This is a genomic window from uncultured Mobiluncus sp. (genome assembly GCF_963511525.1).
Taxonomy (GTDB): Bacteria; Actinomycetota; Actinomycetes; order Actinomycetales; family Actinomycetaceae; genus Mobiluncus.
Genome location: NZ_CAUPIY010000002.1, coordinates 158647 through 171466, shown reverse-complemented (window position 1 = coordinate 171466; position 12820 = coordinate 158647). Strand labels below are relative to the sequence as shown.

Annotated in this window: 11 protein-coding genes; 9 read left to right on the top strand and 2 right to left on the bottom strand. The window is 59.5% G+C overall.

Annotation, left to right across the window (positions count from 1 at the left end; translation table 11 throughout):
* Positions 1 to 102: 102 nt before the first annotated feature.
* Positions 103 to 795, bottom strand: a complete 693-nt coding sequence (locus tag RQ935_RS02670) for a class I SAM-dependent methyltransferase (RefSeq protein WP_311497103.1) — start codon at positions 793 to 795, stop codon at positions 103 to 105.
* Between the two features lie 354 nt (positions 796 to 1149).
* Between RQ935_RS02670 and RQ935_RS02665 the strand changes: the two genes are divergently transcribed.
* Both RQ935_RS02665 and RQ935_RS02660 read left to right on the top strand, forming a co-directional pair.
* Positions 1150 to 2436 carry an ATP-binding protein gene (locus tag RQ935_RS02665; RefSeq protein WP_311497102.1) on the top strand — a complete coding sequence of 429 codons (1287 nt, stop codon included), beginning with the start codon at positions 1150 to 1152 and terminating at the stop codon, positions 2434 to 2436.
* A 394-nt stretch (positions 2437 to 2830) separates the two neighbouring features.
* Positions 2831 to 3379: a YbhB/YbcL family Raf kinase inhibitor-like protein gene (locus RQ935_RS02660; protein ID WP_311497101.1), complete on the top strand. Its 549-nt coding sequence runs from the start codon at positions 2831 to 2833 to the stop codon at positions 3377 to 3379.
* Positions 3380 to 3479: 100 nt separating this feature from the next.
* Here RQ935_RS02660 and RQ935_RS02655 read toward each other — a convergent pair whose 3' ends face one another.
* Complete coding sequence (locus RQ935_RS02655; protein ID WP_311497100.1) at positions 3480 to 4784, bottom strand: chorismate-binding protein; 1305 nt, start codon at positions 4782 to 4784, stop codon at positions 3480 to 3482.
* Between the two features lie 347 nt (positions 4785 to 5131).
* Between RQ935_RS02655 and ndhC the strand changes: the two genes are divergently transcribed.
* Genes ndhC through RQ935_RS02620 form a run of 7 tightly spaced genes read left to right on the top strand, consistent with a single transcriptional unit; the run spans position 5132 to position 12818 of the window.
* Positions 5132 to 5491, top strand: a complete 360-nt coding sequence (gene ndhC / locus RQ935_RS02650; protein ID WP_311497099.1) for an NADH-quinone oxidoreductase subunit A — start codon at positions 5132 to 5134, stop codon at positions 5489 to 5491.
* A 32-nt stretch (positions 5492 to 5523) separates the two neighbouring features.
* Entirely contained in the window at positions 5524 to 6069 is a 546-nt protein-coding gene (locus RQ935_RS02645; protein ID WP_297723466.1) for an NADH-quinone oxidoreductase subunit B, read from the top strand.
* A complete protein-coding gene (locus tag RQ935_RS02640) occupies positions 6066 to 6806 on the top strand; it encodes an NADH-quinone oxidoreductase subunit C (protein ID WP_311497098.1) in 741 nt (246 codons plus the stop codon). Before RQ935_RS02645 ends, RQ935_RS02640 begins: the two co-directional genes overlap by 4 nt.
* Positions 6803 to 8176 carry an NADH-quinone oxidoreductase subunit D gene (locus RQ935_RS02635; protein ID WP_311497097.1) on the top strand — a complete coding sequence of 458 codons (1374 nt, stop codon included), beginning with the start codon at positions 6803 to 6805 and terminating at the stop codon, positions 8174 to 8176. Before RQ935_RS02640 ends, RQ935_RS02635 begins: the two co-directional genes overlap by 4 nt.
* Positions 8173 to 8874, top strand: a complete 702-nt coding sequence (nuoE, locus tag RQ935_RS02630) for an NADH-quinone oxidoreductase subunit NuoE (RefSeq protein ID WP_311497096.1) — start codon at positions 8173 to 8175, stop codon at positions 8872 to 8874. The genes RQ935_RS02635 and nuoE overlap by 4 nt, the downstream gene beginning before the upstream one ends.
* A 2-nt stretch (positions 8875 to 8876) precedes the next feature.
* Positions 8877 to 10205: an NADH-quinone oxidoreductase subunit NuoF gene (nuoF, locus tag RQ935_RS02625; protein WP_311497095.1), complete on the top strand. Its 1329-nt coding sequence runs from the start codon at positions 8877 to 8879 to the stop codon at positions 10203 to 10205.
* A complete protein-coding gene (locus RQ935_RS02620; protein WP_311497094.1) occupies positions 10206 to 12818 on the top strand; it encodes an NADH-quinone oxidoreductase subunit G in 2613 nt (870 codons plus the stop codon).
* The last annotated feature ends 2 nt before the right edge of the window (positions 12819 to 12820 follow it).

Sequence of the window (12820 nt, the reverse complement as noted above, 5' to 3'; positions counted from 1 at the left end):
TGTTATCAACACGTTGTCATTATAAAAACCGAATATGTGACGAAACACACCACCAGGAACTATTGCGTTTTGCCGAATCTGTGAGACACCCCGGGGCGGCGGCTACTTCAGCTTGTAGCCTCGGTGCAGGGCGACGATACCGCCGGTGAGGTTCTTGAGCTGCAGGCGCTCGAAACCCGCCTCGCGCAGTTGGGCGGCGAACTCGTACTGAGAAGGCCAAGCCAAGATAGATTCGGCCAGGTAGTCATACGCCACGGCATCGGTCGAGAACAGCCGGGCAATCGGCGGCATGACCCGGTGCAAAAAGAACCGATAAACGGCTCTGAACGGGGCAAAAGTAGGGCGAGAAAACTCGCACACCACCACGTGCCCGCCGGGGCGCACTACCCGGTAAAACTCCCGCAAAGCCCGGTCGGGGTCTGACACGTTGCGCAGCCCAAAACTAATGGTGACGCAGTCAAAAGTATTGTCAGGAAAGTCCAGGTTCATCGCGTCGCCCTGTTGAAAGTCAATCTCCGGGTGACGCCGGCGCCCCTCGGCAATCATGCCCTCGGAAAAATCGACCGCCACAACTTTGGCCCCGGCGCGCACGAACTCAATCGAGCTGGCGCCGGTCCCGGCGGCCACATCCAGCACCTTCAAAAATGGCCGCGTCACCACCGCGCGCTTGACGTGGGTGCGCCACGCTTTTTCCTGCCCCAGGGAGGCGAGGAAATTCATCAGGTCGTAACGGCCGGCCACGGCATTGAACATGGATTGGACGTCGTGAGGATTCTTGTCGAGGTTCGCGCGCATAGGTTCTATCCTACCGCCAGGTCCGCGGCGGGGTTTTACGTCATGCCCTGCACGCATGACCGATTTCGTTTCGCTTTGGAGCCCCTTTATTCAGCCAGAATCGGGTCTACCAGCGGTTTTGCACAAGCACAGTGGGGCAATGACGTAGATTTAGGTCTGAAATCGGTCGTTCGTGCATATGCCCTCAGCTGGAGAGAGCAGCCTCTAGCGTGAGGATATTCGTAAACACTTGCGATGCGGAGTCAAGCTAAGCGTCAATGGCGCAGAGTTCTGCGCCGTATCTGCCGCACAAACGCGCTTTGAGCAATTTTGCTACATGAAGCAAAATCGCTCAAAGTGGAGTAGACTAACAGTGTGGAAATCCGCCGGGACGTTTATCTCAACCAGCTCATTGACCGGATGCAAAACGGGATGATTAAAGTCATTACCGGGGTTCGGCGCTGCGGAAAAACTTACCTGCTGTTTAGGCTTTTCGCCGATTATCTGCGTCGGGAGCTGGGCGTAGACGATGAACACATTATTGAAATCGCGCTGGATACGGAAGATGCGACAGCTTACCGCGACCCCGGCGCGCTCAACGATTACCTGAAATCCAGACTCCTTGACAAAACCTCGCAATACTACGTGCTCATTGACGAAGTCCAGTATGCGATAACAGACCAAGAGCTGAAAGGAACGTTGGCTCCGCGTCTTTACGGGGTCTTGAATGGGTTGCTCCGTTCCCACAACGTGGATGTTTACGTGACAGGCTGTAACTCGAAGATGCTTTCCACTGATGTGCTGACCGAGTTTCGCGGACGCGGGGACGAGGTCCGGGTGCGGCCACTGTCTTTTGCAGAGTATATGAGTGGATTCGACGGGGATCGGTATGGCGGTTGGGCGGAGTATGTGCTCTATGGGGGAATGCCGCTGGTGCTGTCGATGCGCAGTGACCAGCAAAAGTCGCGCTACCTGGAGCGCTTGTTTGCGGAAGCTTATTTAAAGGACATTATTGCCCGGAACGGAATTGAGAAAACGCAAGAGTTAGAGGACTTGGTGAATGTGCTGGCGTCCTCGGTTGGTTCGTTGGTGAATCCGTCGCGGATAGAGGCGACATTTAAGAGCGTCCTGAAGTCAAAACTCAGCGCGAACACTATCGCGTCCTATATCGGGTATTTGGAGGAGTCTTTCCTGATCGAGGCAGCGTCTCGCTATGACGTGAAAGGTCGAAAATATATCGGGAGTCCGCAAAAATACTATTTCGAGGACGTGGGTCTGCGTAACGCTAGGTTAAACTTTCGCCAAGTCGAGGAAAACCACCTAATGGAGAACATTATTTATAATGAGCTGCGCCTGCGGGGTTTCTCGGTCGATGTCGGTTGCGTGGAAAAACAGGCTCGTCAAGACGGCAAAGTCATTCGGAAAAACCTCGAGGTAGATTTCGTGGCAAATCTCGGTTCGCGGCGCTGCTACCTGCAATCAGCCTGGCGTATCCCGGACTCGGAAAAGGAACGCCAAGAGAAAGCTCCGCTTGTTGAGGTCCCGGACAGCTTCAAGAAAATCTTGTTGGTGCGCGATACTGTGAAACCCACCTATGACCAGCACGGAATCCTTACTATGAGTGTCCTGGATTTCTTGCTGAATCCCACCAGTCTCGATTAGTTCCCTAGGTTAGTCCCGTCGGGTTAGGGGGTTTCCGGTGGGGCGTTTCGTTGCTGAGTCGCCCCCTGCTCCGGTCGCGCCCGATGTCCCGGCTTGCATTTGGTGATGAGGTGGGGGGAGAGAAATGGCGTCAAACTAAGCGTCAATGGCGCAGAGTTCTGCGCCGTATCTGCCGTACAAACGCGCTTTGAGCGATTTTGCTACATGTCACAAAATCGCTCAAAGTGGCGTTCCGCGGTTGTAATACCTGGATTTAGAGGGAGCGGGTCTCGGTAACGCCAAGCTACACTTAAGGTGTATCCGCCCCCGGCGGTCGGCACAGACTGTCGTGTCGGCTGACGAGAGTACCGACCGCACGCCGAAACTCGAATACCCCCAACAGTTAGGAAACACCATGAACTTAGATTCTCGTCCCCTCGCCCCACATCCTTATGCCGAAGCGCTCCCGCAGCTACCGTCCTTTACTCTCACCAGTGAAAACTTGCAGGAAGGAACAGCTATGCCCCGCGACTTTTCCGGTGAGGGCGCAAACCTTTCACCGCAGCTGTCCTGGTCCGGGGCTCCGGCGCAGACTGCCTCTTACGTCCTGAGTTGTTTCGATCCCGATGCTCCCACACCGTCTGGCTACTGGCATTGGACCGTGGTGGATATTCCCCCGTCAGTGACTTCCCTGCCGCTGGGGGCAGGTGCGGACGACGCAACCATTAAAGCCCTAACGGGCGGACGAGCTTTTCATATCCGTAACGATACCGGGGTTTTTGCTTACGATGGTCCGTTTCCGCCGGCGGGGGACCGGGAACATCGCTACGTTTTCGCTGTTCACGCCTTGAAAATCCCCAGCCTGGAGCTGGATCCGGCCACCGCGACGAACGCCACGGTACACTTCATGAGCCTGTTCAACGGGTTGGCGCGCGCGACCTTGACCGCCACCTATCGCCGCTAGTGGATTAGCAGTGCGGCGGCGTTAGGTCGGTGGGGGCGCTTCGTCGCGCTTAACCCGCCCATCTGGCAAGGTCGGGTAATCCTTCTGAGCGCCCCGTGGGTCACTCAGCCGACAAGTCCAGGCAATCCCGGATTGGCGCCAGTTTCGCGCCGGTTTCCCGCCACTCGGTTTCCGGGTCGGAATCCGCCATGATACCCGCCCCGACCCAGGCCTCCACGCCGAGCGCATCGAGCTGGGCGCACCGCAGCGCCAAAGCCAACTGCCCCCCGCCCCGGGCATCGACCCAGCCCACCGGCCCGGCGTAACGCCCGCGATCCGCTTCAAACCGGGAAATAAACCCTTGCGCAAACTCCCGCGGCAGCCCGCACACCGCCGCCGTGGGGTGAAACTGCGCGACCAGGTGCAGCAGTGTCTTGCCCGCCGGCACCCGCAGGTGCAAATCCGTAGCCAAATGGGTCAGATTCGGCAGCTGTAACAGGTAAGGCCCGCTCGTCTCCAAATCGGGGTCAACGCGGCGCAAAGGCTCGGCCACCGAACGCAGCGCCACCTGGTGTTCCGCCAGGTTTTTCGCCGAATGAGCCAAATCCACGTCCTCGCCGGGTGTCGCCGTGCCCGCCAAAACTCGCGAATGTGCCCGTCCCGCGGCAGCCTCCAGCAGCATCTCCGGCGTGGCTCCGACCAGCCCTCCGACATTGAAAATCCAGCAAGTCGGGTAGCGTTCGCGCAGGCGGGAGGCTAAAGCCCCACCGGCTGCACGCGCCCGCTGCGCGCCTGCCTCCCCGGCGAACTCGAAGCGAGCCGGGCGAGCCATCACGATTTTCTCCGCTTTGCCCTCGCGAATGGCGCGCACGGCGGCGGCGACGTTTTCCTGGTAAGACGTTTTTCCCACTACGGCGGCGGGTCGCGTCTGCAGGGCATCTTGGAGCTGGCGGTGGGGAAAGTTTTTAATCCAAGCTATGGCGGCCCGATACAATCGGGCCGCTCGAGGCTCATCGGGACTCGCGGCCTGATAAGCCACGGTAATCCACGCCCCCTCCTCGTCGCTTCCCACCAGGAATGACGGCAGGACAAACACCGAGGTCGCCGAGCGGTTAAAACCAAAGGACGCGAAGGCCACCGGGCCCGTGCCGCGTCGCTGCACCGCATCAAACACCTGGGCGTGGCGTCCCACCAGGAACCACGCCGCCCCGGCCCGATCCAGGTCCGAGCCGTCCTCCCAATGCCATGCCGGAGCAAAGTCCTGACCGGGAAAATCCCCCAAACCCGGCGCAGCCAACGTGAGGGGGGCGCCTTGTGCGGGGGGAGAAGCAAAGAAAAAACCGTCCGTGGGGAGCGCCGCGGCGTCCATCGGAACCAGCTCCGGGGACAAATCGCGATCAACGGCGCGAGTGTGGACGAATAGCACCCATCTATCCTAGGTTCCCCCGCTCAGCGCCCAAAACCAGCAGGGTAGCACGCGGGCAGACTCCCGACGCGGCCCTACGCACGCAGGCGCTGAACTCCCCACCAACCGGCCTCCGAATAGGGACCCAAGTCCCAATTAGAAAACTCTTTTTTTCCTAAATCGAATCCGCACTACAGCGCACAGATTGAGCAAAATTCAAGAAAAACTCGGCGATAATCCTGCATTTCGTACAAAATTTACTGAGTTAGGAGGAAAAACTGTAGGGTGGAGCTGGCAACTCGCTTGGGAAGATTTTGCTGGTTATGGTGCCGGCAGGCAACTCAGGTGTTTTCAAAGATGGAGAAGCTATGAACGTTTACGTAGCGCTGCTGATAATGCTGTTAGTAGCCGCGGTAGTGGCCTTAGCTGGGGTTTTGTCCGGTTATTTGTTCGGTCCCACGAAACCAAACCGCGTTAAGAATGCCAAGTATGAATGTGGCTGTGACCCCACTCCGGCTCGCGGAAACCAGGCGCGTTTCCCGGTTAAGTACTACCTAACCGCCATGATGTTTATCATTTTCGACATCGAGGTGGTTTTTCTTTACCCCTGGGCGATTTCCTTTTTCCAGCAAGGAAAGTTCGGCATGTTCGTCATGATGACTTTCGTGGAACTGCTGGCAGTGCCCTTTATCTATGTGTGGGCCCGTCGCGGCTTTGACTGGAACTAAACCGTTCCAAGTATTTTGGAGGAAACCATAAAATGTTGGATCAAGATTCTGACGGCTTGGCGGCCTTGCCGGAAAAGCTCACTGATTTTGCTCGCGCCCTCTCGATTTGGCCCGTCACGATGGGTTTGGCGTGCTGTGCTATTGAGATGATGGCGACCGCAGCCTCGCGTTTCGACATCGCCCGTTTCGGTTCGGAAGTGTTCCGTTCCTCCCCGCGTCACGCTGACGTGATGCTGGTTTCGGGTCGTGTTTCGCACAAGATGGCCACCATCATGCGCAACGTATATGACGAGATGGCCGACCCGAAGTGGGTCATCTCGATGGGGGCTTGCGCTTCGTCCGGCGGCGTGTTCAATAACTACGCCATTGTGCAGGGCTGTGACCACGTGGTGCCAGTAGACATCTACCTGCCGGGTTGCCCGCCGCGTCCGGAGATGCTGCTGGGGGCGTTGCTGAGCTTGCGCGACCACATCAAGGTCGATCCTTTGGGCAAGAATCGTGAGGAAGCCATCCGCAAGGCGGAAGCCGCGGCGCTACAGGCGGCCTCGTTGAACGACATGAAGGGACTGATGGCGTGAGCGAAGAAACTCAAGATTTGCAAGCCGCCCCGGAGGGCGAGCTGGAGCCGAAACTGCCCCAGTACGCCAATCCTCGCGGCGAATCCCTGGGGGTGCGCGACAACCCGTTCGGGGTTCACGGCACCGGCGACGTTTCCGGTTACGGTCAGTTGCACCGGGAAGTCATGATGCCCGGGCAGTCTCCGAAGCCTTACGGGGGCTGGTTTGATGAGTGCGTGGACTACCTGGAGGAAGACTTGCGTGAGGCCGGGGTGGATCCTCTCACTGCCATAGACAGGGTCGTCGTTTCCCACGGTGAGCTGACGATTCACGTCGCCCGCGAGCACCTGGTGACGGTCGCAAAAGCGTTGCGTGACGACCAGGACTTGCGCTTTGAGCTGTGCATGGGCGTGTCCGGGGTGCATTACCCGCACGACACCGGGCGGGAACTGCACGCCGTGTACCACTTCATCAGCGTGACTCACAACCACAACCTGCGCATCGAGACTGCGGCACCCGAAGACGACCCGAAAGTCCCCTCCATCGTGGATATATACCCCGGAAACAACTGGCACGAGCGGGAAACTTTCGACATGATGGGCATCATCTTTACCGGCCACCCGGCCTTGACCCGGTCCTTGCTTCCCGACGATTGGGTCGGACACCCGCAGCGTAAGGACTATCCGCTGGGCGGCATTCCAGTGCAATTCAAGGGCGGCACCGTCCCGCCTGCTGACACGCGGAGGAGCTACAGTTGAGTACCGAAACTATGAACCCAGAGGCAAAAACGCAAAATGTTCATGCCACGGCGGGAGCTGGCGACTACGTGCCGGGAATGCCGGAGTTTTCCGTTCAGGACGGGGAATGGGCCGCGATGGCGGCTGATCTCGAGTCGGCTCACAATGACCGGATTGCCGTCAACTTGGGCCCGGTGCACCCCTCGACTCACGGCGTGCTGCGCGTAGTGGTAGAGCTGGAAGGCGAAACGATTAAGGATTGCCGCCTAGGCACCGGCTACCTGCATACCGGCATTGAAAAATCAATGGAATTCCGCACTTATAACCAGGGTGTGGCCTACTGCACCCGCATGGATTACGTCGCGCCGTTCTTTACGGAAGTCGCCTGGTGTCTGGCTGTCGAAAAAGCTATGGGGGTAACGGATCAGGTACCCCGGCGGGCCAGCGAAATCCGGGTGCTGTTGATGGAGCTGAACCGGATTGCTTCGCACTTGGTCGCTATCGGCACCGGCGCGAACGAGCTGGGCGCGACGACCATGCTGACCACTGGTTTCCGGGCTCGTGAAGAAATCCTGCGGATTTTTGAACACATTACCGGCCTGCGCATGAACAACACCTATATGCGTCCCGGCGGCGTGTCCAACGACCTGCTGGACGACACCATCGACATGATTCGTGAAAAGCTCCCGCTGGTCAAACGCGACATTGGCGAAATGCAGGACTTGATTATGGCCAACCCCATCTTTATTGGCCGTATGAAAGACGTGGGGTGGCTGCCGCTGTCTACCATGATGGCGCTGTCCCTGACCGGTCCGTGCCTGCGGGCGGGTGGTTTGCCGCTGGATATGCGCAAGCTGCAGCCCTACTGCGGGTACGAGACTTACATTTTCGATGTTCCCACCCGCGACCACTCCGACTGCTACACGCGTACCGAGGTGCGTTTCGCGGAAATGTATCAGTCCCTGCGCATTGTGTACCAGGTTTTGGATCGCCTGGAGCAAAGCCAGGGCGAGCCGGTTATGATTGCCGACCCCAAGTTCGCTTATCCATCTAAGCTGACCATCGGCGCTGACGGCCAAGGCCAGGACCCCGAGCACGTGTCGCATATTCTGGGGCATTCGATGGAGGAACTCATCCACCACTTCAAGCTGGTGACCGAAGGGTTCCGGATCCCGCCCGGGCAGGTTTACGCCCAGATTGAACATGCCAAGGGCGTGCAGGGCGTGCACCTGGTGACCGACGGCGGCACCCGGCCTTACCGGGCGCACTTCCGCGACCCCTCTTATGCAAACCTGCAATCTGCCTCCATGATGTGCGAGGGCGGCTTGATTTCTGACTTGGTGGTGTCAATCGGCACGATTGACCCGGTGTTTGGAGGTGTGGATCGATGAAACCGTATCCCGAGGACGTCAAAGCGCGTCTGGTTCGCGAAGGCCAAGAGATTATTTCTCGCTATCCCGAAGGACACTCGCGTTCGGCGCTGCTGCCGTTGCTGCACCTGGTGCAGTCCGAAGACGGCTTCGTGTCCGCCAACGGTATCGAGCTGTGCTCCGAACTGTTGGGCATCAGCCCCGCGGAAGTCTCGGCGGTCGCCACGTTCTATACCCAGTACAAGCGCCGTCCCAACGGCGAATACAACGTGGGGGTGTGTACTACTTCGCTGTGCGCCGTCATGGGTGGCGACGAGATTTGGGAAACCGTGTGCGACCACTTGGGCATTGGTAACGGGGAAACGACTGCGGACGGGAAAGTTACCCTGGAAGCGATTGAATGTAACGCTGCCTGCGACTTTGCCCCCGTCGTCATGGTGAACTGGGAATTCTTCGATAACCAAACTCCGCAGTCGGCCGTGAAACTCGTTGACGATTTGCGTGCGGGCAATCCGGTGAAACCGACCCGTGGCCCGAATCACGTCCCGACATTCAAAGAAAACGAACACCTCTTGGCTGGTTTCGAAGACGGACTGGTCGACGAGGGCGAATCCGCCGGTGTCCCCACCCTGCTGGGCAAGCGTATCGCCGCGGAAAAAGGTTGGGGAATCCCCAGCGACCCGGGCTGGTCCGCTCCCGAACCGAAGGAAGGTGAGTAGTCATGAGTGAACTGAACCTGACGGACATTCCTGGTGGCGAGGTGCCGCTGACCCCGATTTTGTCGGATATGTGGGGCTTGGACCGGTCCTGGACCCTGGAAGCCTACCGGGCTCGCGGGGGCTACAAGGGTCTGGAAAAAGCCAACTCGATGGATCCCGCCGATGTGTTGGCTGCGGTCAAGAACTCTGGGTTGCGCGGCCGTGGTGGCGCGGGCTTCCCCGCGGGTTTGAAGTGGTCGTTCTTGCCTCCCGATGACGGCTTGCCGCGTTACCTGACGGTGAACGCTGACGAGTCCGAGCCGGGGACCTGCAAGGATATTCCACAAATCATGGCGAACCCGCACGCCCTAATCGAGGGAATGGCGATTTGTTCCCGGGCGATTCGCTGCGAACACGCTTTCGTGTATCTGCGCGGAGAAGTGACCCACCCACTGCGCCGGCTGCTGGCCGCAATCCGGGAAGCTACCGAGGCGGGACTGCTGGGCGACCTCAAAATTACCGCCCACTCCGGGGCGGGAGCCTACATCTGCGGTGAAGAAACCGCCCTTTTGGATTCGTTGGAGGGGCGGCGCGGACACCCGCGGTTGAAGCCCCCGTTCCCGGCCGCCCAGGGCCTGTACGCCCGTCCCACCGTCATCAACAACGTCGAGACGATTTCCCAGGTCGCGGGCATCTTTAAGTATTCGGATAACTGGTACGCCTCGATGGGTACGGAAAAGTCCAAGGGACACGGGATTTTTTCGATTTCCGGCCACGTGGCCCACCCCGGCCAGTTTGAAGCGCCGTTCGGAATCACGATGCGGCAACTGTTGGGATACTGCGGCGGAATGCGCTCTGGTCACGACCTGAAGTTTTGGGCGGTCGGGGGTTCCTCGGCACCTATCTTTACCCCCGAAGAACTCGATGTTCCCCTGACTTATGAGGAAGTCGTCACCGCCGGGTCGATGCTGGCTACTCGCGCTATTCAAGTGTTTGACGAAACGACTTCGGTCGTGCGCGTCATGACCCGCTGGATTGACTTTTATCAGCATGAATCCTGCGGCAAATGCACCCCGTGCCGGGAAGGCACCTATTGGATGAAGCAAATCATGCACCGCCTCGAAGCTGGTAAAGGCGAGGTCGGCGACGTGGACAAGCTGCTGTCGATTACTTCCGAGATTGGCGGGCGCTGTTTCTGCGCGCTGGGAGACGCGGCCATCACCCCGGTGAAGTCCGGCATTCAGCGTTTCCGTGACGAGTTTGAAAAAGGCTACACAACCCCGGCTTGGGAGTTGTTCCCCTACGAACGCAGCGTGTACTACCACGAGGCATCGGGCGAGGCAGGTAAATAAATGAGCGACGAAGTGCAAATGGTCAATATCAAAGTTGACGGCAAGCCCCTGGAAGTGCCCAAAGGCACCCTGGCGATTCGGGCTTGCGAGATGGCAGGAGTCTACGTGCCGCGCTTCTGCGACCATCCGTTGCTGAAACCGGTGGCGGCGTGCCGCGCGTGCCTGGTTGAGGTAGCTATGCCCAACCGGCAAGGCGAGGTCGCCAAGATGCCTAAACCGATGCCGGCCTGTTCGACCACCTGTTCGGATCGGATGGAGATTTACACCCAGTTCACCTCCGAGGTCGCAGCCAAAGCCCAAAACGGTATCCTGGAGTTCCTGCTGGTCAATCACCCGCTAGACTGTCCGGTTTGCGACAAGGGCGGGGAATGCCCGCTGCAAAACCAGACGTTCATGGAAGGCAACCCGACCTCGCGTTTCTCCGATAAAAAGCGTGTCTGGCCCAAGCCGGTGCGTCTGACTTCCGAGATTCTGCTGGATCGGGACCGCTGCGTGCTGTGCCAGCGCTGCGTGCGTTTCGGCAAGGAAATCGCCGGTGACGCGTTCTTGGACCTACAAGGGCGGGGCGGCGGTTCTTCTCCGCGCGACGACCACTTCTTTATGGGCGAGAACATCGGTTCTTTCGACACGCAGGTGTTGGGAATATATGACGAGGAGGCCAACCCGGACGGCGCTACCGTCACCCCTTGTGAATCAATGACCGGCCCGAGCGGGGAGCCTGGCATCATCGGTTCGATGCATTCGGGCAACCCGGACGTGGCGCACCGCGACGTGTCCGGTCGACGTTTCGCCTCGTACTTCTCCGGTAACGTCACCCAGATTTGCCCGGTCGGCGCCCTCACGAATGCCTCCTACCGTTTCCGGGCGCGTCCCCACGATCTCATCTCGACCCCCTCGATTACCGACCAGGACGCCAGCGGGGCGGAAATTCGGGTCGACGCTCGCCGCGGGGTGGTGCTGCGTCACCTGGCGGGGGATAATCCCGAAGTCAACGAGGAATGGATTTCTGATAAGGATCGTTACGCTTTCGCGTGGCAGTCCTCCACCGACCGCTTGACCCGCCCGATGGTGCGTAACGACGCGGGCGAGCTGGAGGAAACGGACTGGGGCACCGCCCTCTCTAGGGCTGCCGCTTATGTCACAGAATCGGCACAAAACTCGGAGGTCACGTTCTTCCCCGGAGAGCACCTCACCCTCGAGGACTACTACGCTTGGGGCAAGTTCGCCCACGTGGTAGGCAAGTCGAACATTGTGGATGCGCGCTCGCGGGACTTCCGCATGGACGAAGTGAACTTCATCAGAATGCGGGTCGCGGGGCGTCCTCTGGAAGTGACCTACCAAGACGTCGAAAAAGCGCCGTTTGTGTTCCTGGTCGACCTGGAACCGGAGGACGAATGCGCCACCCTGTTCCTGCGGCTGCGCAAAGCTACGCAAAACCACGGCACGAAGGTCGCCACCCTCGCCTCGTTCTTGAGCGACGGCGCGCGCAAACTCGGTGCCACCCTGGTGCAAAACCAGCCGGGGGAGCAACTCCAAATCCTGAAAGACATCATCGATGGTAAAGGCGAGTTTGCTTGGGTGAAGGAATCTCTGAGCCAGCCTGGCTCGCTGGTGCTGATGGGAGAACGCGCCAGCTTGGTCGTTGACGAGCTGGAATATGCCGCACGCTTGGCTGACGCCACCAACGCCTCTTGGGCGTGGATACCGCGGCGTGCCGGTTCGCGTGCCGCAATCGAAGCGGGCTGTTTCCCCGGCCTGCTGCCGCGTGGCCGCCTAGTGACCGACCCGGCAGCTCGTGCCGACATCGATGCGGCTTGGGGCCTAAAGGAGCCGCTGCACGAGAATCTGCCGCTGTGTTTCCGGTGCATGTTGACCCCCGAGGCTTGGGAACAGTTCCTGCCCGGCACCACCATGGTGATGGGCGGGGTGGATCTGCGCGACCTGGAGGACCCTGACGGCACGCGGGAAGTCCTCAAAGGCGTGAAGCACGTTATCCAACTGGAGGTGCGCAAGACCGAGATTACCCAGTACGCCGATGTCGTGCTGCCGGTGGCGCCGCCGCACGAAAAGAGCGGAACTTTCATCAACTGGGAGGGCCGGCTGCGCCCCTTCGGTCAGGCTTTGGCGTCCCACGCACTGCCGGACTGGAAAGTCATGAACCTGCTGGGTCGGGCCGCGGGCTACGACTTGGGGCTGGACTCTCTGGCCGCTATTTTGCACGAGTACGAGGAGTTGGGTCCCTGGCAAGGCATTCGCTTGGGGGCGCCGTTCCGTGAGGATCCTCCCATTGTCCCGCCCGAGGCCGGTCAGGCCTTGGTCATCACCTGGAAGCCGCTGCTGGACGCGGGGCGCTGCCAGGACGGTGAGCCGTACTTGGCGGGAACCGCCAGAGTTCCGGTGGTGCGCATGAGCGCGGAAACCGCTCGGGAAAACGGCATCACCGACTTTGCCAAGATTACGGGACCGAAAGGTGCCCTAACCCTGCCGGTGGTGCTTACGGACATGCCGGAGCGGGTCGTGTGGATGCCGGAATGTTCCCCCGGATCTTTGGTTCACGAAACCTTGGGTTCGGCTTACGGCCAGCTTGTTAGCTTGAAAGCAGCGGAGGCGTAACC

What these genes read in the sequence shown, in the direction of transcription:
- ndhC (WP_311497099.1), top strand. Translation starts at nt 5,132, where the DNA reads ATGAACGTTTACGTAGCGCTGCTGATAATGCTGTTAGTAGCCGCGGTA.
- RQ935_RS02645 (WP_297723466.1), top strand. Translation starts at nt 5,524, where the DNA reads ATGTTGGATCAAGATTCTGACGGCTTGGCGGCCTTGCCGGAAAAGCTC.
- nuoF (WP_311497095.1), top strand. Translation starts at nt 8,877, where the DNA reads ATGAGTGAACTGAACCTGACGGACATTCCTGGTGGCGAGGTGCCGCTG.
- nuoE (WP_311497096.1), top strand. Translation starts at nt 8,173, where the DNA reads ATGAAACCGTATCCCGAGGACGTCAAAGCGCGTCTGGTTCGCGAAGGC.
- RQ935_RS02620 (WP_311497094.1), top strand. Translation starts at nt 10,206, where the DNA reads ATGAGCGACGAAGTGCAAATGGTCAATATCAAAGTTGACGGCAAGCCC.
- RQ935_RS02660 (WP_311497101.1), top strand. Translation starts at nt 2,831, where the DNA reads ATGAACTTAGATTCTCGTCCCCTCGCCCCACATCCTTATGCCGAAGCG.
- RQ935_RS02670 (WP_311497103.1), bottom strand. Translation starts at nt 795, where the DNA reads ATGCGCGCGAACCTCGACAAGAATCCTCACGACGTCCAATCCATGTTC.